We start from the raw sequence: 25113 nt of genomic DNA on the forward strand, positions 1-25113 counted from the left end.
TCCTGACAGTGGTCACCAACAAGGTTATGGAATGCAACAGATAATGCTGATGTGCCGCCCGGGGTTTGAGACCGAGGCGGGTCAGGAAGTGATGGATTCAGCTGCCGCTTGTGGCTTGTTCGGCTACTTTCAGCCAGTCAGGAACGCGGGGCTGGTGCGGTTTACCCTTGGCGGGCCCGAATCCGCCATTGAATTGATGCAAAAGATTCCGTTGGATCATCTGGTCTTTGTCCGGGACTGGTTTCTGGTGATTGGCGATTGCCCGTTACCCACCAGAGACCGGGTGGGAGCTGTTATTGAATTCCTCCGGAGCTGCGATTGGCAAGAGAGCCGGGTATCACGACTGGAGACCCGGCTCATGGAAACCAATGAAGATCGGGATCTGGGCAACTTTGCCCGAAAATGGGTCGCGCCCCTGTCCCGCGGTCTCAGGGAGGCGGGCCTGCTGGCGCAGGATTCGGCCAGTGCCAACGGTGACCGCCTGGAGCTGCTGTTGCTGGATTTTGAAACGGCCGTTGTCGGGCTGAGCCTGGCCAATAATCGATCACCTTTCCCGCAAGGTATCCCGCGTTTACGTTTGCCGGCCTCAGCGCCAAGCCGGTCTGCACTCAAACTCGAAGAGGCGTGGAAGGTCTTTATTCCTGAAGATCGCTATCTGGACTATCTGGGTGGGGGCCGGAAAGCGGTGGATCTGGGCGCCGCTCCGGGTGGATGGACCTGGCAGCTGGTACAGCAGGGCATGATGGTGACGGCGGTCGATAATGGCCCCATGAATCCGGAGCTGATGGCTTCAGGCCATGTCGAGCATGTCCGGGCGGATGGCTACGCCTGGCGCCCGAAGCGGGCGGTGGACTGGATGGTCTGCGATATTGTCGACAAGCCCCGCAAAACCGCGCGTCTGGCGCTAGACTGGGTCGGAGGCAAGCTGTGTCGCTATACCGTGTTCAATCTCAAACTACCCATGAAGAAGCGTTACGAGGAATGGCTGATCTGCCGGGAGATACTGCTGGAGGGGCTGGCAGAGGCCGAGCTCAACTGCAGGCTCCGGGCTCGCCACCTCTACCACGACCGTGAGGAAATCACCTGTTTTATTGAACGTCTGGATTGATGCCCCTCAGGGCATATCGCTGTGCTGTAGCACGGTGATTGCTTCATCGCGGTCCATTCATCGGGGTAAGCTCGGCCATTAACTCCTGGCGTTCAGGAGAGCGGTACCAGCGATCCCAGTCTGCCTCTGAGCGCCAGTTTGCCAGTGTCATGCGATGGTTGGGGTCGCGGCAGTCGACCAGGGTCTCACCGGAGATAAAGCCCGGGGCGCTGACGGCCTGCTGTAACACTTTTCTGGCCCTGTCTTCGTAGGCTGACTCCAGAGTTTCGGCAATATGGCGTTCAATGAGTACCCGAATCATGACACTCTCCCTTTATTTTCGCTGCTATAAACAATAATTTAGCACCGGATTCAGAAAAATCACGCTACAGGCAGGAGGTCACGCTTGTCCGATCATGATTATCACGCAGAGCTGGATGCACGGGGGTTGTTCTGTCCCGAGCCGGTCATGATGTTGCACAATCGCATCCACGATGTTGGGGTTGGGCAGGTGCTGCGGGTTGTGGCTACCGATCCTTCAACCACTCGGGATATCCCGCGGTTCTGCCAGTTCCTCGGGCATGAACTGCTCAGCCAGCGGGAATCCGGCGGCGAATTCCTGTTCCTGATCCGCCGCTGTCAGGACGCCTGACTCAGAGTTTCTGACCAACGTTGGCCACGTGCTCCAGAAACTGCTCCCGATCCATTTCCCCCAGCACGCGGGCATCGCTGAGCTCTGACCCACTCGCCTGATAGAACAGTATTGCCGGGGGGCCGAACAGGCCGAGCTCATCAAGCAGGGCCTGTTGGGCGGGCGTATTGTCCGTCATGTCAATCTGCAGCAGGGTGTAGGGCGACAGTGCCTGGATGACCTGTGGATCGCTGAACACATTGCGTTCCATGACTTTGCAGGAAATGCACCAGTCCGCATAGAAGTCCAGCATGACAGGCTGCCCGCGGTCACTGGCATTGGCCAGCAAAGCGCGGAGCTGGCCGGGCTCCTCAACACGCTGGAAACTGGCGTGTGATACCTCCCCCGCCACAGTGCCCGGCGCCGCGGACGCGACAAAGGGGGCCAGGGGCCTGAGCGGGTCGTTGGCACCGCTGACGGCTCCCGCCAGCAGAGCCAGACCATAGGCAAACATAACCAGTCCCAAACCCTTGCGGGTGCGCTGCCAACCGGCCTTGGCGGCATCGAATGCCCCCAGCTGCACGCCCGTAATGGCGATCAGCAGCCCCCACATGGTCAGGCTGAGCCAGACTGGAACCAGGCGTTCAACCAGCCAGATGGCCACGGCCAGCAGCATGACGCCGTAGAAATGCTTTACCGTGGTCATCCAGTGGCCCGAGCTTGGCAGCAGTTTCCGGCCGCCAACGGCAACCAGTATCAGGGGCACACCCATGCCAAGGCCCAGTGCCAGCAGCGCCACGCCACCGATCACGGCATCCTGGGTCGTGGAAATGTACAGCAAGCTGCCGGCCAATGGCGCCGACACACAGGGCGAGACAATAAGTGCTGAAAGTGCGCCGATGCCGAAGATACTGAAGACGCGACTACCGGTCAGGCGATGGCTGGCATCGTTGAGGGGTTCCCGGATAAAACGCGGCAACTGAATCTCGAACAGGTCGAACATCGATAACGCAAAGATTACGAACATGACCGCGAAAACACTCAGTACCCAGGGCGACTGTAGCTGTGCCTGAAGATTGAAGCTGGCGCCCAACAGGCCGGTAATCACACCCGCTGCGGCGTAGGTCAATGCCATGCCCAGCACATAGCTACCCGACAGCAGTAATGCATGGCTTGTGGTTCTTGTGTTTCGCCCTGAGACCATGGAGGAGATGATTGGCACCATGGGCAGTACGCAGGGCGTAAAGGTCAGCCCCAGGCCCAGTAAAAAGAATACGCCGGCGATCATCCAGATCGACTGGCTGGACAGGAAACCGGCGAGGCCAGTGGCGGTCGACGTGTCTGCGGGCGCCGCATTTCCGGAATCCGGGGGCGCTATGTTAGCGGCGTTGCCGGCATTGTCGCCGCCGGGATAATAGAGTACGTCCCGGGTCTGCGGGGGATAGCACAGACCCGCCTCAGCACAACCCTGGTAGGTCACCTGTAGTTCCGCTTCCCGGACACCGTCGGGCAGGGTGATGGGTACCCTGGCCTGGACCGGATCAAAAAAAACGGTGATCTCACCAAAGAATTCGTCTTCAGTCAGCGTGCCCGGCAAAGAAAAGCCGGGTTCGCCAACCTGTACACTATCAGTTACGGCATTGATCTGTATGCGGCTCTTATAGAGGTAATGGCCGGGGGTGATATTCCAGGCCAGCACCACAGCCCCGTTATCAGTGGTGTAATCAAAGGGTAGTGCTTCATCTACCGGCAGAAATTCGCTGTTACCAAACAGGCTGCCATTGCCGGACCCCAGAGCCTTGGCTCCGGGAGACGCCAGCGACAGACCCACTGCCAACACAAGCAGGAGATGGTAGGACAGATTTCGCGTAGAAGCACTGAAGGCCTGGACTGCTGACATGGATACGGTCATTTCCTGATTCTGGTATGCATGAAGTCGGTTCGAAGCCAGTGGACACCATGCTGTGGCGAAAGTTCCCACTGGTATTGGCCGCGTTAAAGTCGCACAATAGCCAACCGATGAATCACAATCCAGACGATCTTATCATGCTGTTCAATGACCTGTTCCGGGAATCATACCGGACGATTCTGGTCAGGGGCAGCGACGAACCGGAATATCTCCCTGTGAGCGAGCCCGAGGGTCTTGCCAGGGTAGTCTTTGCCCATGGTTTTTTTGCCAGTGCCCTGCACGAGATTGCCCACTGGTGCATTGCCGGTGAGCATCGGCGCACAATGTACGATTACGGATACTGGTACTGTCCGGATGGACGAACACCTGAACAGCAGCAAGCGTTTGAGCAGGTGGAGGTGAAACCTCAGGCCATAGAGTGTCTGTTTTCCCTGGCGGCCGGCTTCCGCTTTCACATCAGTGTCGACAACCTCGCCGGCGGAGGCGCTGCCGATGGAGAGGCATTCCGCCTGAATGTGCTCAACCAGGCGAGCGAGTACCTTGCCTGTGGATTACCCCGCCGTGCACAGCAGTTCTACGATTCGCTCTTGCAGTTTTACAGCACTGGTGCCCGGATAGATGAAACCTGGGCTCGAGTGAAGACCCGTCTGTTAACTGCAGAGCAGGAATACGATCAATCAAGGATACCTGAACCCCTATGACATCAGAACCAAAGCATACCGGCGATTTACGCTTCAGCGACCTCAATCTGGACAAGCGACTGCTGGATGCTATTTCCAAAATTGGCTTCGAGTACTGCACGCCCATTCAGGCAGAAACGCTGCCCTGGACCTTGGCCTGTGAAGACCTCATTGGCCAGGCTCAGACGGGCACCGGCAAGACTGCAGCCTTTCTGATTACCGCGATTCAGTCTTTGCTGGAAACTCCGATCGACGAGAAAGAGCGTTTTGCCTCCGAGCCCCGTGTTCTGGCGCTGGCGCCCACCCGCGAACTGGCCATGCAGATTGCCAAGGACGCCGAACAGCTGTGTCATTACACTGGCCACAATGTGGTTACTGTGGTTGGCGGGATGAACTACGACAAGCAGCGGGAGCAGTTGCAGAACGAAATTGTCGACATCCTGGTGGCTACCCCGGGCCGATTGATCGATTTCCTGGGCTCACAGGATGTTTTTCTGGATCAGCTCGACATCCTGATTCTGGATGAGGCGGACCGGATGCTCGATATGGGCTTTATCCCGGACGTCAAGCGCATCATCCGCAAGTGTACCCCCAAGGATGAGCGCCAGACCCTGCTGTTCAGTGCCACCTTCAACCAGGATGTCCTCAACCTGGCATCCATGTGGACCCGCAATGCCGAGTTTGTCGAAATCGAGCCGGAACAGAAGACTGCAGAACGAGTTGAACAGACCGTTTTCCTGGTGTCCGATAACGAAAAGCTGCCGGTGCTGGTGAATTACCTGAAGCGGCCGGAAGTAGAGAAAGCGATTGTTTTTGCCAACCGTCGTGACCAGTGCCGTGATCTTGAAGAGGATCTTAAAAACCAGGGTGTGAAAGTGGCGTTGATGTCTGGCGAGATTGCCCAGAACAAGCGGCTGAAAACGCTTGACCAGTTCAAGAAGGGGCAGATCCAGGTGCTGGTTGCTACCGATGTGGCGGGCCGTGGCATCCACGTAAACGGCGTGACCCATGTATTCAACTACAATTTGCCAGACAATGCCGAAGATTACGTTCACCGCATTGGTCGTACTGGCCGTGCCGGTAAAACCGGCGTATCGGTGAGCTTCGCTGGTGAAGAGGACGCGTTTGCCCTGCCGGAGATTGAAAAATACATCAGCCAGAAGCTGAAGACGGCGGTGCCAGATGAGAATCTGACAGCCGCCATGGATAACCCGCCGATTACCCGCAAGCGGGGTGGTCGCCGGCCGCAGGGCAACAGTGGTCGCGGACCCAGACCACGTCGTCATTGATAGTCACTGGTGAGACTACTGTTATGCTGATTGTTGCGGACGAAAACATCCCCTTACTGGATTCTTTTTTTGGCGACATCGGAGAGATTCGCCGGGTGAATGGCCGGACGCTCACTCCGGATCAGGTAAAGGATGCCGACATCCTGCTGGTACGTTCGGTAACCCGGGTAGACCGGCAGTTGCTGGAGGGCACGCGGGTGCGGTTCGTTGGCACGGCCACGATTGGAACGGACCATATCGATCAGGCCTGGCTGCAGGAGCAAGGCATTGGTTTCGCCGCTGCACCAGGCTGCAATGCTGTCAGTGTGGCTGAGTATGTGCTCTCGGTGCTGTCGTTGTACGCAGAAAAGCGCGGCATTGAAGACTGGTCATCCCTGACGGTCGGGATTGTCGGGGTGGGCAATGTCGGTGGTGAGTTGGCCCGAATGCTGGAGCGGCTGGATTTCACGGTAAAGCTCTGTGACCCGCCCAGGCAGGAAGCTGAAGAAGATCACGCTGAGGAGTTTGTGCCATTGGCCGAGGCTCTGGATTGTGACGTTGTGACCTTGCACACGCCGTTGACGCGAACCGGCGCCCACCCCACCAACCGGATGATCGGGGGCAGCGAGCTGGCGCTGCTTGGGCAGGATCAGTTGCTGATCAACGCCGGCCGGGGCGAGGTGATAGACGGTGAGGCATTGCTTGCCCGGCTTCAGCAGGCGGACGCACCCACGGTGGTGCTGGATGTCTGGGAGCATGAGCCCAGAATCAATCCGGATCTGGTAGACAGGGTGTGGCTGGCCACGCCCCACATTGCCGGCTACAGTCTTGAAGGCAAGATGCAGGGCACGGAAATGATCTACCAGGCCCTGTGCCGGTATCTGGGGCTGCCCGTGCGCAAGAAGGCCGGGCAATTTCTGCCGGAGCCGGCGCTCAGTAAAGTCTCTTTTACCAGCAGCGCTGATGAGGATGAGGCCGTTCAGATTGCCTTGCGTGCCTGTTACGACCCTCGCCGGGACGATGCCCGCCTGCGCCTGACGATGTGCGGTAATCCTGAGGAACGGGCGCAGGCTTTTGATCAGTTGCGCAGGGACTATCCGGTTCGCCGGGAATGCTCGAGTCTGAAAGTGCAGTTGAAGGGTAGCAGCAAGTCGATTCAGGACAGCTTCAGGGCCATCGGGTTCAAACTGAAGATCTGACACCCTGGATGTCCGAACTCGTCAAAAGAGAAGGGCGCCTGAGTGGCGCCCTTTTCCGTGTGATTACAGTTTGGCGTTCTGCAGCGCCGCAATCCGGTCTTCCAGCGGCGGGTGGGTCATGAACATCGCTGCCAGGCCTTCGCGGGCTCCCCGGTTGATGCCGAATGCCTGCAGGGTGTCCGGCATCTGATCCGGAACCTCACTTTCCTTTTTCAGGTGTGCCAGGGCGCTGATCATGGCGCCTCGCCCTGCCAGTTGGGCACCGGCAATGTCGGCACGGTATTCCCGCCGACGGGAGAACCAGAACACGATGGTGCTGGCCAGGATGCCGAGCACAATTTCCGCCACAATGCTGACCACGAAAAAGCCGATTCCATGGCCGTTCTCATTCTTGAAGATGACCCGGTCCACGAACGAGCCGATCACCCGCGAGGCGAAGATAACAAAGGTGTTCACCACGCCCTGGATCAGCGTCAGGGTCACCATGTCGCCATTGGCCACATGGCCAATCTCATGGCCCAGTACTGCGCGGATTTCGTCCTTGTCAAAGCGGCTCAATAACCCCTCACTGACCGCCACCAGAGAATCGTTTTTATTCCATCCAGTGGCAAAGGCATTGGATTGCTGAGCAGGGAAGATGGCCACTTCGGGCATGCCGATACCGGCTTTCTTTGCCAGCTCCGCGACGGTTTCAACCAGCCAGCGCTCCGCCGGCGTGCGAGGTGAGTCGATCACCCGGGCTTTGGTGCTCCACTTCGCCATGGGCTTGGATAGGAACAGCGAGATAAACGCACCAGCGAAGCCGAACACCGCCGCAAACGCCAGTAGCGAGCCGTAGTCGATGCCTTGTTGTGCCAGATAACTATCGACCCCCAGCAGTCGCAGGGTGAAACTGGCAACCAGAATAACGGCCAGGTTGGTGGCCAGAAACAACAGAATACGCATGGTTTTTTCCTGTATCAGCTTACCGGGAAACGTGTTGCCTTTCTGACCGATATATGTGGTTCCGGTTCAGCGGTTCAAGAACCTTAACGCCATTTAATGAACGGGTTGCAGGCCTGAATCGTTAAAGAAGGTTGATTGCACCGCCAGACTGATGCGGCTGGAACTGCCGCTTTTCAGGGCGGAGCGCAGCAGATGAATATAGGTGGACAAGTCCTTCTGAACGGAAGGCGGCAATTCGGGTTCGTTTGAAGCCGCCGACAGTTCCCTCAGAAGCGCCTGCGGGGCCGGGGCACTGAGCCGCACAAACGCCTCTCGGGTCAGCACTGCCTGGTCGAGAGCTTCCTGGCGGATAGTGTCCACGTAACGGAGCAGGCCTTCTTCGGAAAGCCAGAGCAGGGCACCGAAACAGGCCATGTGGCGCTTGCTGTGCAGGCCGAACTCATCGGGTTCGTCTGGCCCGGCGATATCCTCCACGAACAGGTTTACCCGCCGGGGAAATGCCATGTAGAGCTGAACCAGGGCAATTGCAACGTCCTTGTAGAATTCCTCGACATGAATGTCTGCCATGTTGACTCCGAATTACTGGCGATAGTGTTCAAGGAAGTTGCCCAGACGGCCCATGGCATCGGCCAGGGTGTCCGCTCTGGGCAGGAAAACAACCCGGAGATGCTGCTTGTCATCAATGTTGAAGGCCGAGCCCTGAACCAGAAGTATTTTCTCCTGGAGCAGCAGATCCAGAACCAGCTTCTCGTCATTCACCACCGGGAAGTGCTTGGGATCGAGCCTCGGGAACAGGTAAAGCGCCCCTTTGGGCTTGACGCAGCTGACGCCGGGAATGTCGTTGAGCATGCGCCAGGCGGTCTCACGCTGCTCGTACAGACGACCTCCCGGTGCCACCAGATCGTTGATGGACTGATAGCCGCCCAGAGAGGTCTGGATTGCCAGCTGGGCCGGGACGTTGGCGCACAAGCGCATGTTCGACAGCATGTCGATGCCTTCGATCAGGTCCCGGGCCTTGTGTTTGGCTCCGCTGATGATCATCCAGCCGGAACGATAACCGGCCGCCCGGTAGTTTTTGGACAGGCCGTTGTAGGTGAAAAACAGCACATCGTCTGCCATCGAGGCAATGGATGTGTGCTGGGTGCCGTCGTACAGGATCTTGTCGTAGATCTCGTCCGACAGGATGATCAGATTGTGTTCCCGGGCCAGCTCCAGTACTTGCTGGAGTAATTCCTCAGAATACACGGCACCGGTCGGGTTATTCGGGTTGATCAGCACAATAGCCCGGGTCCGGCGGGTGATCTTTTTGCGGATATCGTCGATGTCCGGGAACCAGTCCTGTTGTTCGTCGCAGCGGTAATGCACCGGTTTGCCGCTGGACAGCGTGACGGCGGCGGTCCAGAGCGGGTAGTCCGGGGCCGGAATGAGTACTTCGTCGCCGGTGTTCAGCAATGCCTGCATGGACATCACAATCAGCTCGCTGACGCCATTGCCCAGGTAGATGTCATCAATATCGACTTTGGCAATGCCCCTCTGCTGGCAGTAGTGCATCACGGCCTTTCGGGCCGAAAACAGCCCCTTGGATTCCACGTAGCCCTGGGCCTGATGCATGTTGTAGATGACGTCTTGCTGGATTTCTTCCGGTACGTTGAGCTCAAAGGCTGCCGGGTTGCCGATGTTCAGCTTCAGAACCCGGTGCCCTTCTTCTTCGAGCCTGCGGGCTTCACGCAGAACCACGCCACGAATTTCATAACAGACATTGTCGAGTTTGGCGGATTTGAAATAGTTCTGCATGGGAGCCTGGGTCCTTCGCTAAGGTTCTGAACGAAAGTCTTATTCTAGCGGAGGGATGCCTCGGGGTAACAGGGGCAATTGTGTGGAATTGTGGCCAAAACAGGATAGTTTACGGAACGTCTTTGAAGTGATGTGTCACCAGGCTGACCCTAAGTGACAGTTCCTTGTCTTGTTGCGGAAAATTATATTGTGCACAATGTAAGTGAGCCGTTCATACAAACCGGCCATAGCCGGCCAATACAGGAGAGACATTTCATGACGAGCGAAACCATCTACAGCTTCAGTGCCAAAGATATTAAAGGGCAGGAAGTATCAATGGACGATTATCGGGGCAAGGTTCTGCTCATTGTGAATACGGCCTCCAAATGCGGTTTTACGCCTCAATTTGAGGGGCTGCAGTCGCTCCATGATGAACTGGGAGAGCGTGGCTTTGAGGTACTGGGTTTCCCTTGTAACCAGTTCATGAATCAGGATCCTGGTAACGACGATGCCATCAGCCAGTTCTGCTCCCTGAACTACGGTGTCAGTTTCCCCATGTTCGCCAAGATTGAGGTGAATGGTGACGGCACACATCCGCTGTTTCGGTTCCTGAAACGTGAGGCCAAAGGCCTGATGGGTTCTGAGAAAGTGAAGTGGAATTTCACCAAGTTTCTGGTCAATCGGGAAGGTCAGGTTGTGCGGCGCTATGCGCCAACGGCCAAGCCGGCCGACATCCGCGCCGATATCGAGAAATTGCTCTGACCATGACAGATAACGATCAGATACTGGCGCTTGATAACCAGATCTGTTTTGCACTGTATGCAGCGAACCGGGCGGTGACTGCCAGATACCGGCCGATACTTGAGGAGCTGGGGCTGACCTATCCCCAGTACCTGGTCATGCTGGTGATGTGGGAAGCGGACCGTGAGGGAATCAAGCCGCGGGTCAGCGACCTGGGGGCCAGATTAAGACTGGACTCGGGAACGTTGACGCCGCTGCTTAAACGCCTGGAGCAGCGGGATCTGTTGCAACGGGCTCGGCTCGCCGAGGATGAGCGGGTGGTTCGGCTGAGGCTGACCAATGCCGGACGGGCGCTGCGGGCCAAGGCGGCGAACGTGCCTGGCCGACTTATATGTGGTCTGGATATTGATCCGGAGCGATTGCTGTCACTGCGACAGGAGCTCAGGAGTCTGTTGGAGATTCTGGAGGCAGTGGAGCCCAGCGAGCGATAACCGCCCTGAGTTCGTCACGATTGTAGGGCTTGGTGATGTAGTCATTCATGCCCGATGCCAGGCAATCCTCCCGGTCGCCCTGCATCACATTGGCGGTTACCGCAATGACGGGTAGCGTCTGCCATTGGGGGTTCTGGCGGATAGCACGGGTTGCTTCGTAACCATCCATAACCGGCATCTGGCAGTCCATCAGCACCAGGTCGTAAGTTTTGTTTTGGAGTGCCTCAAGGGCTCTGCGCCCGTTCTCCGCGTGATCTACCCGGTGCCCCAGTTTCTTCAACAGGCTGCTGGCCACCAACTGGTTGACCTGATTGTCTTCCACCAACAGGATGTTGAGAGCCGGTATCGGTGGCTGGCCTGTGCCAAGCGACCGATCCGGGCGTGTTGATTGCCCACCCGAATCCAGTCCGCCGGCAGCGCAGAGGCATCGGAACAGGTCGTCCCTGCGCAGCGGCAGTGCCACGACGCAGTGTCTGGGGTGATTGCTGGTTGCGGTTCCGGACTGATCGGCCAGAATCACCCCTTCTCCGCGCCAGTCATTGGCAAAGGCAAGGCTTTCCCGGGGCGAATTTGCAGCATCAATCAGCAGGATTCCTTCCGGATGCCGACTGGCACTGCGCACCGGTATGTTCCAGGAGCGCAACTGGGACTCAATGGCCAGTCTGTGAGGGTTGCTCTGGGGCAGGGCCATGGCAATACCAATATCGCTCAGGCGTCGTAGCACGCCTGCTTCGATCGCCGGCTCATCGCCCTGGTGTACCGGAAGCGGCAGGGTCACGGTAAAGTGGGTTCCGGCGCCTTCCTTGGAATCCACCAGAATCTGGCCATGCATTCGCTCCACCAGTTGCCGGCAGAGTGTCAGCCCAAGCCCGGTTCCGCCGTAGAGGCGGGTGGTGTCAGTATCGGCCTGGGAAAACGGTGAGAATATCCGGTGCAGGCCTTCTCTCGACATACCGATCCCGGTGTCGATGACTTCCAGTCGCAAGCTGCCCCCGGACCAGCTGGTGCGAATCTTTACGGTGCCTGCATCGGTGAATTTGATGGCATTGCTGAGCAGATTGTTCAGAATCTGACGGGTACGGGTGGGGTCCCCCAGAAAATGCTCTGGCAAATCCGGCGCGGTCTCGTTAACCAGGTTAATGCCTTTGCGCCGGGCTTGTTGAGCGTGCAGGGTTGCGCATTCTTCAATCAGTTTTCTCATGCTGAAAGGAATGCTTTCCAGGGAGAGTTTGCCAGCCTCTACCTTGGAGATGTCGAGAATGTCGTTGAGCAGGCCGAGTAAGCTCTCACCGGCATTCAGAGCGATTTCCAGGCGATTGCGTTGACCTGCGTCTTTCTCGCTTTCCAGTGCCAGACCCAACATGCCCAGAACACCGTTGAGTGGTGTGCGGATTTCGTGACTCATGCTTGCCAGAAAGTTGGCCCGGGCGCGAGCTCTGCGAACAGCGTCTTCTTTGGCGCGGACCAGCGCCCGGTTACCGCGCAGCAAAGCTTCATTTTTTTCCGAAATCTCCCGGGTCCGGTCCTCCACTTCCCGTTCCAGCTGGCTGGAATAGTTTTTCATGGCGCTTTCGGCGGATCGCAGCTTGGCCACGCTCACTTCCATGTTTTCCAGGTGCTGGTTGATGATGCCCACCATGGTGCCGATTTCATCACCTTTGTGGTTTTCCGGAATCGGAAGCCGGACTTTCTCCGGAGAACTTGCCCGCACCTGACTGAGGGCGTTGATGACGTTCATCATGGGCCGGGTCAACACAAAATAGAAAATGGCGAGCAGTACACCGGAGAGCGCAAGGCTTTTCAGCAGCCCGATAATCAGGGTATTGGTCGCCCGGGTGAGAAACTGTATGCCGTAATGATAGGTGTCGATGGTTACAACAAGCTGGCCCAGAGGCAGATCCGCCAATTGCGGCACCTGCAGTTCCTCATTGAACACGCGGCTGGCGCCAAACAGCAGATCGCTGATCCAGCGATAGCGGGAAACCGGGCTGCTCTGGCTGGCTGCAGCCATGGTCTGGCCATCGCTGTCAATAATTCGGGCGTCTATGGTGGCGGGGTGTTGCAAGAGGCCGTCGAGCAGCTCCTCCGCGAGCCGGACATCAATGTTATAGGCAATCTGGGAGGCCGGGCTCTGGCTGATTTCAATCAGGGCGCGAACTTCGCGGTCCATCGATTCCCGGGCGGTGAAGTAGTCCAGGGTGATCTGGATCAGGTTCAGTACAAGGCCCAGCACCATGGCGACCAGGACCGTGTCCCGGGTGAGGCGATAGGAGAGCCGTTGCCTGATTCTGTTAAACACGATGTTGCGTCATCCTTGAGATATGGGCGTTTACGAAGCCGCGTTCAGTCGTCGTAATCCGCTTTTTTCTTCCAGGTGTCGTCGTCCTGCAGAAAGTTGTCCCATTCCTTGTCCAGCTTGGAATGGTTTTCCTCATTCATCTTGCCTTCTGTGCTCATTTCCTCAAGTTCCTTGATGCGGGTACGGAAGCTCTTCACCGCTTTCATGGCAAGAGGGTTGTCCCGGGATTTGCCCATCTCAGTACTGGCAAGGTGATAAGCGTGAATGGCCTTGCGGATCTGGTTCTGGCGAATGAAATCCCGGGCCTGGAATACGTGCAGGTCGGCGTGGGTTTTGTGCACCAGAAACAGAACATACTTCAGATTCTTCTTGGCGGTGGCAGAGTCTATCCGGCCGGCTTTATGCATAGCCTCAATCAGCTTGAACAAGGCCTGGAGCAGTTCTTTGATGTAGGTGGACTTTTCCGGAGAGTCGACTTTTACGGGTGGGCGCTGGTCGTTTTTTTCCAGAATCTGCTTTTTGGTTTGCGCAATGTTCTCCAGCCACTGTTTTACCGGCTGATCACTCTTCAGCGCGGTCAGTTCCTGGCAGGCGTCTTCCATGCGCTTGAGTAGCAGCAGTTTAAGGTCTGGCGTGAGGTATTGGCCGGGAATCTCGGTAAGCAGGCGGTAGGCCTTGTTGTAGGCATCTTCCTGAGCCGTCATTTTGCGAACGCGTTCGATCCTCGCTTTTTCCCGCATCTGGCTGAAAACGATAATAACCAGGGAAACGGTGACGATCGCGGCGAGCAGCAGCACAATGGTAGTGGTATCCATGGTGTGGGGTTAGGCTCCGGATTGAATGAACGTCTGGCCCGAGGGCTTGTTTTATTGGTTTTGATATTATTCGGTAACGCCCTGAAAGCCTAGCAGAAATATGCTATTCCGTCCTTTTCAGGTTGTAATCAGGGTAGTAGGTTCATTTATTACGTGAATTTTCAGATTCCTGTATATTGCGGAAATGAATAATACACCCTGCTGCTGACGGTGAGGTCTGGCTGCCTATGGACATTTCCCGCGTTGATCTGAACCTGCTTGTGTACCTGGATGTGCTGTTGCGGGAGCGCAATGTAACCAAAGCGGCCAATCACCTTGGCATCACTCAGCCGGCCATGAGTAACGGTTTGCGGAGGCTGCGGGATCTGTTTGGCGATCCCCTGCTGGTGCGAACCAGTGAAGGCATGACGGCCACCGAGCGGGCCAGGGAATTGCAGCCACTGGTTCGCGGGATTCTATCGGATATCGAGCAGGCGGTGCAGGAAAAAACACCGTTTGCGGCCGGTGAGAGCCAGCGGGTGTTCCGGATCATGGCCAGTGATTACGCGGAATCCTGCCTGATGCCACGGGTGTTGCGCCGTATCCGACAGGAAGCACCGCATGTCACGCTGGATGTTCTGACGCCCAGTGATGTCAGTTTTCTGGATGTGGAGCAGGGTCGCCTGGACATGGCGATTAACCGTTTCGACAAGATTCCCCAGTCATTTCATCAGAAAACCCTCTGGACGGAATACTTTGCGTGCCTGATGAACGCCCGGAACCCGATCCTGAAAGAGCCGTTTACACTGGATACCTATCTGGACGCCAGTCATATCTGGGTCAGCAAGACCGGTTTTGGTGTCGGGGTGGGGGTGAATCCGAAGGATGTTCAACGCCTGGGCTGGGTGGACGAGGCACTGGGCAGAATGGGGCGCAAGCGCCAGATTTCCGTGTTTACGCGCCATTATCAGGTGGCGATGCTGCTGGCGGAACAACACGATCTGATCGCCACGCTGCCATCGAGAGCAGCCTGGCTGCAAAAAGATAATCCAAATCTGGTGGTCAAGGTGCCGCCTTTTGAGATTCCGCCCTTTGAACTCAAGATGGCCTGGAGCCCGCTGCTGCAGCACAACTCGGACCATCAGTGGCTGCGCAAACTGATTGTGGAAGTGGCGGAAGAAGTGGATGAGGAATTTGCGCCATTCGGGGCCAGTTTCGAGTCACCTCAGGCGGTTCAGGTGTCCCACTCAGAGCGGTAGTTCGCGTAACTCCAGAGAGGGGCGCGCGGCGTCCCACATTTTCTGGAACGCCTCTTCCATCAGCCGGACCCGCCGGCCGGCGGAAAAATCGGCAAAGCCCTCGGTCTTGTCAAAGCTGTGTCGGTACAACACGCCCTGGCGGTCGACCAGCAGGAAGGGCTGATCCTCCATGGGGTAGTCCTCGTTCACCAGCCGGAGCTCAATGCGGCTGGTGAGCCGGCGCATCAGTTCTACCAGTTGGTGTCGTCGTTGCACTAATGGCTTGTCGTCGTGAATCAACAAACGGACCTCGCTCAGTCGATGGCGACGGGCGAGGGCAGAGACCAATTCCCGCAGGCGATGCCTGTCGTAGAATTCATGGTCCAGAATCCGGTCGTAAAGCCATAGGCGCTGGCCAGCCTGGCCAACCAGGGAATCCATCAGGTTCATGAAGGATGAGGGCTGGTCAAACAGCCAGGATTCCTCATCGGCTCCCAGGATTAACGGGTTGCTGCGTCCTGCACCGGCCCGATGGGCGAGATCCGGTGCCAGACAGCGCATGTCGAGGTGCGGAATGCCGGCATCCTCATAGGGGGTAAGCGAACAGATGTGGAAGCCGCATCGTTGGTAAAAACCAGTGGCATGTTCCTGGGCTGAGAGCCGGAGTTCCTGGTAACGGCCGGCAGACTCGGCGATCAGGTGCCTGAGCAGGGCTTCTCCAACACCTTTGCCCCGGGCTTCCGGTAACACGGCCATGCGGCCGATGTAGCCGGTTTCTTCCAGGGCGGAAAACAGGCGGGCGGTGGCCACGGGTTGGTTGGACGCATCGACGGCAAGATAATGATCAGCAATCTCGTCGGTGTCATCCCACTCAAGCTCTGGCGGCACCTTCTGCCCATCGATAAACACCCGCTGGCGAATCTCGCGAACCGACCCGGGTGCCAGTTGCCAGCTGTATTTTCGAAATCTCAGATCCATGGCTTACTCGAAATAGATCGAGCCCTGGTTGTAGAGGTTAGTTAACAGCCCCAGCAAGGCTTCGTCGCCGGCAAATTCCGCCAGTGTCGCCATATCAATGCGGGAGCGGGCACAGAGCAGGGGGGCCAGCGGACGGGCATCGCCCTTGAGCAGAAACTGTTCGCCATCAACAAACAGGGCGGTCTCATCATTCAGCTCATGGTAAGCGAAGCGGGAGCCTTCGTTCCACCGCAGCTGTTCGCCGGCCCGGATGGCTTCGGCCAGATCATCAGGCTCAGCCGGCTCGTCGGCAGGAACGACTATGTCCATGCTTTTGGGGGCGGTGGCGAACTGCCCGAACCAAAGGGCCAGATTGCGGCGATCACCGAGTTGCTCCCGAATCACAGCGTCGAGACGGTCGACTACATCGGCGCCGATGGTTCCGGGGTTCTCCTGAACCTGAAGATCCGGGTCATCCAGATGTTCAGCCGCTTTTTCCTTCTGGCTCAGGTAGTCGGTAAAGCTGGTCAGTACGTCGTCGACGGTAGGTGCCCGAAAACCCACAGACAGGGTAATGCAGTCGTCTTCCGCCACCCCATGATGGCCAACGCCCGGTGGCAGGTAGAGCATGTCACCCGGCGCCAGGGTCACGGTTTCTTCACCGTCCCAACTGCTCAGAATCCGTAAGGGTGTACCCTCTACCCGGGGCGATCTGTGGTCACAGTGTCCGCCGAAGGTCCAGCGTCGGTGGCCCTGGGCCTGCAGCAGAAACACGTCATACATATCGTAGTGGGGCCCAACGCTACCGCCTGTCGGTGCGTAGCTGGCCATGATGTCGTCCAGCCGCCAGTTGGGGATGAACCGGAAGTTGTCGAGCAGATCAGCGATTTCCGGTACCCAGTGGTCCAGGCCCTGGACCAGCAGGGTCCAGTCCTGCTCCGGCAGCTCGCTGAAACGATCGGGAGTGAACGGGCCATTGTGAAGCTGCCAGGGTTTTCCGGCATCGTTCTCGATGACGATGCGGGATTCAACGGCTTCCTCGCAGGCCAGTCCGGCCAGCTCATCCTGGCTGACCGGGCACTGAAAACCGGGAAACGCCTGGCGGATAACCAGTGGCTTTTTCTGCCAGTAGTCGCGCAGAAATTCAGTGGCTGTCAGCCCGCCAAGCATATCCATGGTGTTGCTCCTGCCTAGATGTCTTTGGCCTGGTCGATCGCGTTACCGATGTAGTTGTCCGGGGTCAGGGCGCGCAGTTCGGCCTTCGCCTGTTCCGGGATCTCCAGGGTTTCCACGAAATTCTTGATGACTTCGGGTGTCATAGCCTTGCCGCGGGTCAAGTCCTTGAGCTTTTCGTAGGGTTTCTCGATGTTGTAACGGCGCATCACAGTCTGGATCGGCTCCGCCAGTACTTCCCAGGCGTTGTTCAGGTCTTCGTTCAGACGGGCCGGGTTGATTTCCAGCTTGCCCAGACCTTTGAGGGTCGCTTCGTAGGCAATCAGGCTGTGAGCAAAGCCAACGCCCAGGTTTCGCAATACGGTGGAGTCGGTCAGGTCACGTTGCCAGCGCGAAATCGGTAGCTTGGCTGACAAGTGGCCGAAGAGGGCATTGGCGATGCCGAGATTGCCTTCGGAATTCTCGAAGTCGATCGGGTTCACCTTGTGGGGCATGGTGGAGGATCCGATTTCACCGGCCACGGTCTTCTGCTTGAAGTAGCCCAGCGAGATATAGCCCCAGATATCCCTGTCCAGATCGATCAGAATGGTGTTGAAGCGGGCAATGGCATCGTAAAGCTCGGCGATGTAGTCGTGGGGTTCGATCTGGGTCGTGTACGGGTTCCAGTCGAGGCCCAGGCTCTCGATGAATTCTTCGGCGTTGGCAGCCCAGTCCACGTCCGGGTAGGCAGACAGGTGGGCGTTGTAGTTACCCACCGCACCGTTGATCTTGCCCATGATTTCCACTTCACGGATCTGCATCAGCTGGCGGCGCAGGCGATAGACCACGTTGGCCAGTTCCTTGCCGACCGTGGTCGGGGAGGCGGTCTGACCGTGGGTGCGGGATAGCATGGGCTGTTCAGCGTGCTCCCGGGCCAGCTCGGCCAGCTTTTCGACCAGGTTGTCCATGGCCGGCAGCAGGCCGTGATCCAGGCCTTCGCGCAGCATCAAGCCGTGGGACAGGTTGTTGATGTCCTCGGAGGTGCAGGCAAAGTGAACAAACTCGGTTACGGCGTGCAGCTCAGGCACGTCGGCAATTTTTTCTTTGATCAGGTACTCAACCGCTTTGACGTCGTGGTTGGTGGTCCGCTCGATTTCCTTGATGCGCTCAGCATCGGCCAGGCTGAACTCGCTGACCAGCTTGTCCAGGAAGGCATTGGCTTCGGCGGAGAACGCGGGCACTTCGGTAATCGCGGGGTGGGCAGCCAGTTTCTGCAACCAGCGGATTTCGACGGTTACCCGGTTCCGGATCAGGCCGTATTCACTGAAGATGCTGCGAAATACACTGACTTTGCTGCCGTAGCGGCCATCGACCGGAGAAATAGCGGTCAGGGCGGTGAGTTCCATCGAAAACCTCTCAGTTCATCAAAGAAAAAGCGGGACAGGAAAATGAAGACGCTAATGATACACCAGCCGGCTCGCTGAATCAGCGCAGCAACTCCCGGGCATGGCTGATGACCTTCTTGCGGGTGAAAATGAGTTGCCAGCGGTGGCCGCCACTTTGCCTCCACAGCACGGCAGATCGGATGCCGGCCAGCAACAGGGCCCGTACCTTGTCTGCATTTTCATTACGCTGGAGTATCTGCGGGTTGCCGGTTACCTGAATGCGCAAACGGAAGGTGCTGATGGTGTCGGCATAGATTGAGGCCAGATTGCCCAGAAGGTTGCTGTGACTGTAACCGAAATGGCTGGCGGTATGCCGGGCCTGCTCGATCCTGTTGCCGATAACGTCCAGCATGTCTGGGGAGCGTTTGAGTTTGGCTTCAAGCTGGATCAGGTTGAACACGTACCGCAGGATTTCTACGTCCTGAGGTTGGCCGTGCTGGGCCAGTACCGTTGAAAGTACCGTCAATCCTTCCCGTATGTCAGACAATTCGCCGCCGTAGACATCCAGCGTTGAGGCCGGGTTGGTGGCAAACAATGAGCGAATACAGGTTTCCAGGCTGTCTTCATTGCAGTTGCCGTTATGGGCAATCTGCTGCACCAGGGTCGCAGCCTGACACAGGCCGGCCAGCGCCAGGGTCTGGTCATGCAGGGAGCGGCTCATGTGTCAGATCCTTCACTTGCCTGGTGCTCAAGTCTTGCCGGTAAGGCTTCGTTATCGCGCCAGGTCTGTTCAATAACGCCGCCGCCCAGGCACACCTCACCCTGATAGAAAACCACGGACTGGCCGGGAGTTACGGCACGCTGGGCGTCGTCGAAGACGACCTTCACGCCACCATCTATGACGGTAACCTCGCAATCCTGATCCGGTTGGCGATATCGGGTTTTCGCCTTGCAGCGGAACTTCTGTGCCGGAGGTTCGCCGGCCACCCAGTCAACAGGGCCCGAGACCAGTCCCCGCGAAAATAACAGCGGGTGATGCTTGCCCTGGACGGCAATCAATACATTCCGCTTGAGGTCTTTTTCTGCCACATACCAGGGCTCGTCGCCAAACTCCGCAAGACCGCCAATGCCCAGGCCCTGGCGTTGCCCGATGGTGTGATACATCAGGCCTTGATGTTTGCCAATCACCTTGCCGTCGGGCGTTTCAATGCTGCCGGGTTGGGCCGGCAGGTACTGTTTCAGAAAATCGGTAAACTTCCGTTCCCCGATAAAACAGATTCCTGTCGAATCTTTTTTATCGTGAGTAACGAACCCCTGCTCTTCAGCAATCCGGCGAACCTCCGGCTTTTCCAGTTCGCCCACCGGAAACAGGGTGCGGGCGATGCGCTCGCCGGAGACGGCATGGAGAAAGTAGCTCTGGTCTTTGTTGGGGTCCAGTCCCTTGAGCAACTGGGCCTTGCCGCTACCATCGTTGAGCGGGCGCTGGCGTGTGTAATGGCCGGTCGCGATATAGTCGGCGCCCAGAGTAACGGCGTAATCCAGAAACGCCCGGAATTTTACTTCCTTGTTGCAGAGGATGTCCGGGTTGGGGGTTCGGCCGGCACTGTATTCCGACAGAAAATGCTCGAATACCCGGTCCCAGTACTCCGCAGCGAAGCTGGCGGTGTGCAGTTTGATGCCGATGGCGTCGGCAACTGCCTGGGCATCTGCCAGATCGGTCATTGCAGTACAGTATTCGGTCCCGTCGTCCTCGTCCCAGTTTTTCATAAACAGGCCTTCCACCTGGTACCCCTGATCTTTCAGGAGCCAGGCCGCAACGGAGGAATCCACGCCGCCGGACATGCCGACGATCACGCGGGTGTGCTGGGGGGATTTGGGTTCGGAATTCTGGGTCATTTCATCTGGGAACCGGTCAAAAGCGCGAATTTTAACATCATCCGGCGACTACGTCTGTCCATCAACAACCACATCAAGGGGGAATTTGCGTCCGTTTCGGTAATCCTCGATGCACTGGAGGACCAGCGGGCTTCGAAGCTGGTCACCGAGTTCCCGGATTTCCTCCGGTGTCAGCCAGTGTGGGCCGATGATGCCGGTATCCAGCTCGTCGGTGGCATGCCGGATGGCTTTGGCGGCATAACAGAAGCGGTAATAGGTGACACCATTGGCTGGAGCCTTGTAGGTGTAGACGCCCAGGAAATAAACCGGCTCTATCTCCCACCCGGTCTCTTCCAGGGTTTCCCGGCGTACGGCATCCAGGATGGCCTCGTTTTCCTCGATATGGCCGGCGGGCTGGTTAAAAACCACCTTTCCGCTACTGACTTCCTCGACCAGAAGAAACCGGCCCTGATCGTCTTCAACAACCACCGCCACGGTGGCATGGGGTTTCCAGGTCATGATCGGCGGCGCCTCCTTTTAGGCCTGGCGGATGTGTTCGGGGGTGTATCGGGCAGATTGACCGTAACAGTTCGGTATTCGCCGGGCTTCAGGTTATCCAGGGTCCAGTCCCCGATGCGGACCCGGATCAGTCTCAGGGTAGGGTAGCCTACCGCCGCCGTCATTCTGCGTACCTGCCGGTTTTTGCCTTCGGTAATCGTCAGCGCCAGCCAAGTGGTAGGCACATTCTGTCGAAATCTCACCGGCGGGTTGCGGGGCCACAGTTCGGGTGTTTCAAGTCGATCCGCTCTGGCCGGCCGCGTGATCCCGTCTTTCAACACTACGCCTTTGCGAAGTTTTTGCAGGGCCTCGTCTGTGAGCTCACCTTCGACCTGAACCCAATAAGTCTTGGGCATTTTGTTGGTGGGCGATGCGATACGATGCTGTACTGCGCCCTCGTCGGTGAGCAGTATAAGCCCTTCGGAATCGTAATCGAGTCGACCGGCCGGATAAACGCCGGGTTGATCAATCCAGTCGGCTAGGGTAGCTCTGGGATGGCTGGCGCGCTCGTCGGTAAACTGACTCAATACGTGAAACGGTTTGTTGAAGAGAATCAGCTTCGCCATGGGTGAAGTCCTGTGCCGGAAATGCGCGAAAGCGCCAAGACTACTGCAATCACCGTTGATTAAAAAGCACGAAGCCAGCCCACCGGCAGAACCGGTGGGAAAAGGAAAGAAATGGCAGGCTGCCGGCGTTGGCTGAGGGCTTCAGGCAACGCCTGGCATCAGCCGTTTACAGCACGGGGCGTGTAGCTCTCGTTGCTGTTGCTGGATTGAGCCGCCTGATCCGACGAATCCGATGCCGTTTTCGCCCCGGACTCTCTGGCCGGAACCTCGTCCGGAACAATGTTAATGGCGTGGACGCCCTTGTCACTGGGCTTCTTGTCGAACGTTACCGTCTGACCGGCCTTGAGGGTTTTGTAGCCATCCATCTGGACTGAGGAGAAATGGGCAAACAGGTCATCGCTGCAGCCATCTTCAATGATGAAGCCGTATCCCTTGGCATTATTGAACCATTTGACTTTGCCTCTTGGCATGATGAACTCCCCTGTTCCTTTGCTGTCACTTTGGGAGGCGCTGACTGTTCCTCTGTACTTGGTGCCCGTGTATGGCGGGCAAGTTCCAGAGGCTCGGCAGGTGCTCCCTTATTATTGGTCTTGTGTGTTGAATTCACAGCGCCCTGGTGGCGCCTGAACTGTTGCCAACAACGTGAAACCGGTATTGGCTGTGGTTTCCGGTTACACGATGAAGCATGAGTTTACATTCTTTAACAATGCACATTAACTGTCGGCCAAACCGGCGCCTGAGTCAAGTGCCGGATACTGCGGAACAGGTGGTTCTGGCAGGTCTGGAAGCGGTATCATGTTCGTATTGATAAACAACGCACGCTTGTGGGCAGTGTTGGCTTGAAAACACGCTGCCACGCATCCACATTTAAGTCAGGAACCGAATAACCGGTATATGGAACCATGCGGACAATTGAGAATTCTCTACTAGTATTCAATCAGGGGGAGGATGAACAACCCGGTCGCCATGAGGGGGTCAGTGTTGCGCCGGAGAAGCCTGCCCTGAAGCGCCCGGCGCGTTACCGGGTTGTGCTCCTGAATGATGATTACACACCCATGGATTTTGTGGTGGACGTACTGATGAAGTTCTTCGCCATGAACGAAGAAAAGGCGACGCAGGTGATGCTGCTCGTCCATACGCAGGGAAAAGCCGTATGTGGGGTATATACCCGAGACATCGCGGAAACAAAGGCAGCACAGGTGAACCAGTATTCCTCGGAATGCGAACATCCGCTCCTTTGTGAGATTGAACGTGCGGACTGACAGACGTTGGGGTGGCCCATGCTGAGTAAAGATCTGGAAATTACGCTGAATACGGCCTTCAAAAATGCGAGGGACAAGCGTCATGAATTCATGACCGTCGAGCATTTGTTGCTGGCCCTTCTCGACAATGAATCGGCAGTGGGTGTCCTGAAAGCCTGTGGTGCAGACCTGAAGCGCCTTGAGGAAGAGTTGGTAGAGTTTGTGGACTCCACCACCCCCCTGATCCCTAGCTCCGACAGTGAGCGCGAAACCCAACCCACATTGGGGTTCCAGCGGGTACTGCAGAGAGCGGTATTCCATGTGCAGTCGTCTGGCAAGAAGGAGGTAACCGGAGCAAACGTACTGGTAGCCATCTTCAGTGAGCAGGAAAGTCAGGCGGTTTATGTGCTGAAAAAGCAGAATATCGCCCGGATTGACGTGGTTAATTTCGTCTCCCATGGTATCTCCCGGGTTCAGGGAGCAGAGGACCAGGAAGGCGCGGATCACGCTGCCCAGGACGAAGCAGCGGAAGAGGGCGGTCATTCCCGTCCGCTGGAGAGCTACGCCACTAACCTCAACGAACAGGCACGGCAGGGTCGTATTGATCCGCTGATTGGCCGTGAGCATGAGGTTGAGCGGGTGGTACAGATTCTGGTTCGCCGCCGCAAGAACAACCCCTTGCTGGTGGGCGAGGCCGGCGTTGGCAAGACAGCCATTGCCGAGGGTCTGGCCAAGAGGATTGTGGACGGGCAGGTGCCGGAGATTATCTCGGATGCCGTCGTCTACTCACTGGATATGGGAGCGTTACTGGCCGGTACCAAGTATCGTGGCGATTTTGAAAAACGCCTCAAGGGCCTTTTGAGTGACCTGAAGAAGCAGAATCATGCCATTCTGTTCATCGATGAGATCCACACCATCATCGGTGCCGGATCTGCGTCGGGCGGCGTGATGGATGCCTCCAACCTGCTTAAGCCTATGCTCAGTTCAGGCGAACTCCGTTGCATTGGTTCGACCACGTTTCAGGAGTTCCGCGGTATTTTCGAGAAAGACAGCGCCCTGGCGCGTCGCTTCCAGAAAATTGATGTCAACGAGCCGAGCGTTGAGGACACCTACCAGATCCTCAAGGGTCTCAAGCCAAACTTCGAGAAACATCACGATCTCAAGTACACCGACAAGGCGTTGCGGGTAGCCGCAGAGCTGGCAGACCGGTACATCACCGACCGGCACCTGCCGGACAAGGCCATCGACGTGATCGACGAAGCCGGTGCACGGCAGCGGCTGCAGCCGGAAGACAAGCGCAAGAAGACCATTGACGTGACCGACATCGAAGACGTGGTCGCCAATATTGCGCGAATTCCGCCGAAGAATGTTTCCACCAGCGACAAGGATCTGCTGCGCAATCTTGAACGCGATCTGAAAATGGTGGTGTTCGGTCAGGATCCGGCGATCGAATCCCTGTCAACCGCCATCAAGCTGGCGCGGGCAGGCCTGAAAGCGCCTGAGAAGCCGGAAGGTGCCTTCCTGTTTGCTGGGCCGACCGGTGTCGGTAAAACGGAAGTCACCAAGCAACTGGCGAAGGTGCTGGGCATCGAGCTTGTTCGCTTCGATATGTCAGAGTACATGGAGCGCCATACCGTGTCGCGGTTGATTGGTGCACCTCCCGGCTATGTCGGTTATGACCAGGGCGGCCTGCTGACCGAAGCGGTCAACAAGCACCCGCACTGCGTGTTGCTGCTGGATGAGATCGAGAAGGCGCACCCTGAAGTCTTCAACCTGCTGCTGCAGGTGATGGACCACGGTACCCTGACGGATAACAATGGCCGTAAGGCAGATTTCCGTCACGTGATTCTGGTGATGACCACCAATGCGGGCGCTGAAAGCATGGCCCGCCGCTCCATTGGCTTCAATGAGCAGGATCACAGTACCGACGGTATGGAGGTGATCAGCAAAACCTTCACGCCGGAGTTCCGGAACCGGCTGGATGGCATTATCCAGTTTGCCGATCTGCAGAAGGACACCATCACGCACGTGGTAGACAAGTTCCTCACCGAGCTTCAGGCCCAGCTGGATGAGAAGCATGTGGTGCTTCACGTTGACGATGCGGCCAAGCTCTGGCTGGCGGAAAAAGGCTATGACGTGACCATGGGGGCCCGGCCGATGGCGCGCCTGATTCAGGACAAGATCAAGCGTCCGCTGGCGGAGCAGATCCTGTTCGGCCGGCTATCGGAGCACGGTGGTGATGTGTTCATTCAGCTCAAGGACGACGAGCTGACCTTTGATTATGAGGACGAACCGGCTGAAGCCGTGTGATACAAAAAAGCCCC

The 25113-nt window shown here is 57.3% G+C and carries 24 protein-coding genes and 1 pseudogene; 10 read left to right on the forward strand and 15 right to left on the reverse strand.

Going from position 1 to position 25113, the window contains the following annotated elements; translation table 11 throughout:
* The first annotated feature begins 31 nt into the window (after nt 1-31).
* A complete protein-coding gene (gene rlmM, locus ARC85_RS03800; protein WP_286714311.1) occupies nt 32-1108 on the forward strand; it encodes a 23S rRNA (cytidine(2498)-2'-O)-methyltransferase RlmM in 1077 nt (358 codons plus the stop codon).
* A 6-nt stretch (nt 1109-1114) separates the two neighbouring features.
* On the opposite strand, the pseudogene ARC85_RS03805 reads toward rlmM, so the two are convergent.
* Nucleotides 1115-1409: pseudogene (locus tag ARC85_RS03805) on the reverse strand (antibiotic biosynthesis monooxygenase family protein).
* Between the two features lie 84 nt (nt 1410-1493).
* Between ARC85_RS03805 and tusA the strand changes: the two are divergent.
* The gene (gene tusA, locus ARC85_RS03810) at nt 1494-1739 is read left to right on the forward strand and encodes a sulfurtransferase TusA (protein ID WP_286714312.1); all 246 of its coding nucleotides are present in this window, start codon (nt 1494-1496) and stop codon (nt 1737-1739) included.
* A gap of 1 nt (nt 1740) precedes the next feature.
* On the opposite strand, the gene dsbD is transcribed toward tusA, so the two are convergent.
* Complete coding sequence (dsbD, locus tag ARC85_RS03815; protein ID WP_286714313.1) at nt 1741-3618, reverse strand: protein-disulfide reductase DsbD; 1878 nt, start codon at nt 3616-3618, stop codon at nt 1741-1743.
* Between the two features lie 146 nt (nt 3619-3764).
* Here dsbD and ARC85_RS03820 point away from each other — a divergent pair, with 146 nt between their 5' ends.
* From ARC85_RS03820 to pdxB, 3 genes are read left to right on the forward strand one after another with little or no spacing between them, the layout of a single operon-like run.
* Complete coding sequence (locus ARC85_RS03820; protein ID WP_286714314.1) at nt 3765-4328, forward strand: elongation factor P hydroxylase; 564 nt, start codon at nt 3765-3767, stop codon at nt 4326-4328.
* The gene (locus ARC85_RS03825) at nt 4325-5596 is read left to right on the forward strand and encodes a DEAD/DEAH box helicase (protein ID WP_014421207.1); all 1272 of its coding nucleotides are present in this window, start codon (nt 4325-4327) and stop codon (nt 5594-5596) included. The genes ARC85_RS03820 and ARC85_RS03825 overlap by 4 nt, the downstream gene beginning before the upstream one ends.
* A 23-nt stretch (nt 5597-5619) precedes the next feature.
* On the forward strand, nt 5620-6774 hold the full coding sequence (gene pdxB / locus ARC85_RS03830) for a 4-phosphoerythronate dehydrogenase PdxB (protein ID WP_286714315.1): 1155 nt from the start codon (nt 5620-5622) through the stop codon (nt 6772-6774).
* A 63-nt stretch (nt 6775-6837) separates the two neighbouring features.
* Here pdxB and htpX read toward each other — a convergent pair whose 3' ends face one another.
* The 3 genes from htpX to ARC85_RS03845 all read right to left on the reverse strand — a co-directional run bounded on the left by htpX (nt 6838) and on the right by ARC85_RS03845 (nt 9513).
* On the reverse strand, nt 6838-7719 hold the full coding sequence (gene htpX / locus ARC85_RS03835) for a protease HtpX (protein WP_014421209.1): 882 nt from the start codon (nt 7717-7719) through the stop codon (nt 6838-6840).
* 93 nt (nt 7720-7812) lie between these two features.
* A complete protein-coding gene (locus tag ARC85_RS03840) occupies nt 7813-8286 on the reverse strand; it encodes a hypothetical protein (RefSeq protein WP_286714316.1) in 474 nt (157 codons plus the stop codon).
* A 12-nt stretch (nt 8287-8298) separates the two neighbouring features.
* The gene (locus ARC85_RS03845; protein ID WP_286714317.1) at nt 8299-9513 is read right to left on the reverse strand and encodes a pyridoxal phosphate-dependent aminotransferase; all 1215 of its coding nucleotides are present in this window, start codon (nt 9511-9513) and stop codon (nt 8299-8301) included.
* Between the two features lie 255 nt (nt 9514-9768).
* Here ARC85_RS03845 and ARC85_RS03850 point away from each other — a divergent pair, with 255 nt between their 5' ends.
* Together ARC85_RS03850 and ARC85_RS03855 are read left to right on the forward strand one after the other, a co-directional pair.
* Entirely contained in the window at nt 9769-10254 is a 486-nt protein-coding gene (locus ARC85_RS03850) for a glutathione peroxidase (RefSeq protein WP_286714318.1), read from the forward strand.
* A gap of 2 nt (nt 10255-10256) precedes the next feature.
* Nucleotides 10257-10724, forward strand: a complete 468-nt coding sequence (locus ARC85_RS03855) for a MarR family winged helix-turn-helix transcriptional regulator (RefSeq protein ID WP_206851753.1) — start codon at nt 10257-10259, stop codon at nt 10722-10724.
* Here the strand turns inward: ARC85_RS03855 and ARC85_RS03860 are convergent.
* Together ARC85_RS03860 and ARC85_RS03865 are read right to left on the reverse strand one after the other, a co-directional pair.
* Nucleotides 10675-13023 carry a hybrid sensor histidine kinase/response regulator gene (locus tag ARC85_RS03860; protein ID WP_206851755.1) on the reverse strand — a complete coding sequence of 783 codons (2349 nt, stop codon included), beginning with the start codon at nt 13021-13023 and terminating at the stop codon, nt 10675-10677. The genes ARC85_RS03855 and ARC85_RS03860 overlap by 50 nt on opposite strands.
* Before the next feature lie 44 nt (nt 13024-13067).
* Nucleotides 13068-13838, reverse strand: a complete 771-nt coding sequence (locus ARC85_RS03865) for a hypothetical protein (protein ID WP_273030188.1) — start codon at nt 13836-13838, stop codon at nt 13068-13070.
* Between the two features lie 227 nt (nt 13839-14065).
* Here ARC85_RS03865 and ARC85_RS03870 point away from each other — a divergent pair, with 227 nt between their 5' ends.
* The gene (locus tag ARC85_RS03870) at nt 14066-15076 is read left to right on the forward strand and encodes a LysR family transcriptional regulator (RefSeq protein WP_011785247.1); all 1011 of its coding nucleotides are present in this window, start codon (nt 14066-14068) and stop codon (nt 15074-15076) included.
* Here the strand turns inward: ARC85_RS03870 and ARC85_RS03875 are convergent.
* The 8 genes from ARC85_RS03875 to ARC85_RS03910 all read right to left on the reverse strand — a co-directional run bounded on the left by ARC85_RS03875 (nt 15065) and on the right by ARC85_RS03910 (nt 22018).
* Entirely contained in the window at nt 15065-16033 is a 969-nt protein-coding gene (locus ARC85_RS03875) for a GNAT family N-acetyltransferase (protein ID WP_153741395.1), read from the reverse strand. The two genes, ARC85_RS03870 and ARC85_RS03875, sit on opposite strands and share 12 nt — an antisense overlap.
* 3 nt (nt 16034-16036) lie before the next feature.
* Nucleotides 16037-17188 carry a ribosomal protein uL16 3-hydroxylase gene (locus ARC85_RS03880; protein ID WP_153741394.1) on the reverse strand — a complete coding sequence of 384 codons (1152 nt, stop codon included), beginning with the start codon at nt 17186-17188 and terminating at the stop codon, nt 16037-16039.
* Nucleotides 17189-17202: 14 nt separating this feature from the next.
* A complete protein-coding gene (purB, locus tag ARC85_RS03885) occupies nt 17203-18570 on the reverse strand; it encodes an adenylosuccinate lyase (protein ID WP_153741393.1) in 1368 nt (455 codons plus the stop codon).
* Nucleotides 18571-18649: 79 nt separating this feature from the next.
* A complete protein-coding gene (gene hflD, locus ARC85_RS03890; protein WP_023009997.1) occupies nt 18650-19270 on the reverse strand; it encodes a high frequency lysogenization protein HflD in 621 nt (206 codons plus the stop codon).
* Nucleotides 19267-20445 (reverse strand): tRNA 2-thiouridine(34) synthase MnmA, encoded by a 1179-nt coding sequence (gene mnmA / locus ARC85_RS03895; RefSeq protein ID WP_286714319.1) that lies wholly within the window; start codon nt 20443-20445, stop codon nt 19267-19269. Before mnmA ends, hflD begins: the two co-directional genes overlap by 4 nt.
* A gap of 48 nt (nt 20446-20493) precedes the next feature.
* On the reverse strand, nt 20494-20943 hold the full coding sequence (locus ARC85_RS03900) for an NUDIX hydrolase (protein WP_286714320.1): 450 nt from the start codon (nt 20941-20943) through the stop codon (nt 20494-20496).
* Nucleotides 20940-21548, reverse strand: a complete 609-nt coding sequence (locus ARC85_RS03905) for a pseudouridine synthase (RefSeq protein WP_286714321.1) — start codon at nt 21546-21548, stop codon at nt 20940-20942. The genes ARC85_RS03900 and ARC85_RS03905 overlap by 4 nt, the downstream gene beginning before the upstream one ends.
* A 158-nt stretch (nt 21549-21706) precedes the next feature.
* Nucleotides 21707-22018 carry a cold shock domain-containing protein gene (locus tag ARC85_RS03910; protein WP_011785239.1) on the reverse strand — a complete coding sequence of 104 codons (312 nt, stop codon included), beginning with the start codon at nt 22016-22018 and terminating at the stop codon, nt 21707-21709.
* A gap of 432 nt (nt 22019-22450) precedes the next feature.
* Between ARC85_RS03910 and clpS the strand changes: the two genes are divergently transcribed.
* Both clpS and clpA read left to right on the forward strand, forming a co-directional pair.
* Nucleotides 22451-22810: an ATP-dependent Clp protease adapter ClpS gene (gene clpS, locus ARC85_RS03915; protein WP_011785238.1), complete on the forward strand. Its 360-nt coding sequence runs from the start codon at nt 22451-22453 to the stop codon at nt 22808-22810.
* A gap of 18 nt (nt 22811-22828) precedes the next feature.
* Entirely contained in the window at nt 22829-25099 is a 2271-nt protein-coding gene (gene clpA, locus ARC85_RS03920; RefSeq protein WP_022991058.1) for an ATP-dependent Clp protease ATP-binding subunit ClpA, read from the forward strand.
* Nucleotides 25100-25113 lie beyond the last annotated feature (14 nt).

This window comes from Marinobacter sp. tcs-11 (assembly GCF_002049515.1).
Taxonomy (GTDB): Bacteria; Pseudomonadota; Gammaproteobacteria; order Pseudomonadales; family Oleiphilaceae; genus Marinobacter; species Marinobacter nauticus.

Excerpts from the sequence above, each read along its gene's own strand:
- ARC85_RS03870 (WP_011785247.1), top strand. The coding sequence starts at position 14,066 with ATGGACATTTCCCGCGTTGATCTGAACCTGCTTGTGTACCTGGATGTG.
- ARC85_RS03905 (WP_286714321.1), bottom strand. The coding sequence starts at position 21,548 with ATGGCGAAGCTGATTCTCTTCAACAAACCGTTTCACGTATTGAGTCAG.
- hflD (WP_023009997.1), bottom strand. The coding sequence starts at position 19,270 with ATGAGCCGCTCCCTGCATGACCAGACCCTGGCGCTGGCCGGCCTGTGT.
- mnmA (WP_286714319.1), bottom strand. The coding sequence starts at position 20,445 with ATGACCCAGAATTCCGAACCCAAATCCCCCCAGCACACCCGCGTGATC.
- ARC85_RS03825 (WP_014421207.1), top strand. The coding sequence starts at position 4,325 with ATGACATCAGAACCAAAGCATACCGGCGATTTACGCTTCAGCGACCTC.
- ARC85_RS03900 (WP_286714320.1), bottom strand. The coding sequence starts at position 20,943 with ATGACCTGGAAACCCCATGCCACCGTGGCGGTGGTTGTTGAAGACGAT.
- ARC85_RS03845 (WP_286714317.1), bottom strand. The coding sequence starts at position 9,513 with ATGCAGAACTATTTCAAATCCGCCAAACTCGACAATGTCTGTTATGAA.
- purB (WP_153741393.1), bottom strand. The coding sequence starts at position 18,570 with ATGGAACTCACCGCCCTGACCGCTATTTCTCCGGTCGATGGCCGCTAC.
- dsbD (WP_286714313.1), bottom strand. The coding sequence starts at position 3,618 with ATGTCAGCAGTCCAGGCCTTCAGTGCTTCTACGCGAAATCTGTCCTAC.
- clpS (WP_011785238.1), top strand. The coding sequence starts at position 22,451 with ATGCGGACAATTGAGAATTCTCTACTAGTATTCAATCAGGGGGAGGAT.
- rlmM (WP_286714311.1), top strand. The coding sequence starts at position 32 with ATGCAACAGATAATGCTGATGTGCCGCCCGGGGTTTGAGACCGAGGCG.
- ARC85_RS03875 (WP_153741395.1), bottom strand. The coding sequence starts at position 16,033 with ATGGATCTGAGATTTCGAAAATACAGCTGGCAACTGGCACCCGGGTCG.
- ARC85_RS03865 (WP_273030188.1), bottom strand. The coding sequence starts at position 13,838 with ATGGATACCACTACCATTGTGCTGCTGCTCGCCGCGATCGTCACCGTT.
- ARC85_RS03850 (WP_286714318.1), top strand. The coding sequence starts at position 9,769 with ATGACGAGCGAAACCATCTACAGCTTCAGTGCCAAAGATATTAAAGGG.
- ARC85_RS03820 (WP_286714314.1), top strand. The coding sequence starts at position 3,765 with ATGCTGTTCAATGACCTGTTCCGGGAATCATACCGGACGATTCTGGTC.
- pdxB (WP_286714315.1), top strand. The coding sequence starts at position 5,620 with ATGCTGATTGTTGCGGACGAAAACATCCCCTTACTGGATTCTTTTTTT.
- clpA (WP_022991058.1), top strand. The coding sequence starts at position 22,829 with ATGCTGAGTAAAGATCTGGAAATTACGCTGAATACGGCCTTCAAAAAT.
- htpX (WP_014421209.1), bottom strand. The coding sequence starts at position 7,719 with ATGCGTATTCTGTTGTTTCTGGCCACCAACCTGGCCGTTATTCTGGTT.
- ARC85_RS03910 (WP_011785239.1), bottom strand. The coding sequence starts at position 22,018 with ATGCCAAGAGGCAAAGTCAAATGGTTCAATAATGCCAAGGGATACGGC.
- ARC85_RS03840 (WP_286714316.1), bottom strand. The coding sequence starts at position 8,286 with ATGGCAGACATTCATGTCGAGGAATTCTACAAGGACGTTGCAATTGCC.
- ARC85_RS03855 (WP_206851753.1), top strand. The coding sequence starts at position 10,257 with ATGACAGATAACGATCAGATACTGGCGCTTGATAACCAGATCTGTTTT.
- ARC85_RS03880 (WP_153741394.1), bottom strand. The coding sequence starts at position 17,188 with ATGGATATGCTTGGCGGGCTGACAGCCACTGAATTTCTGCGCGACTAC.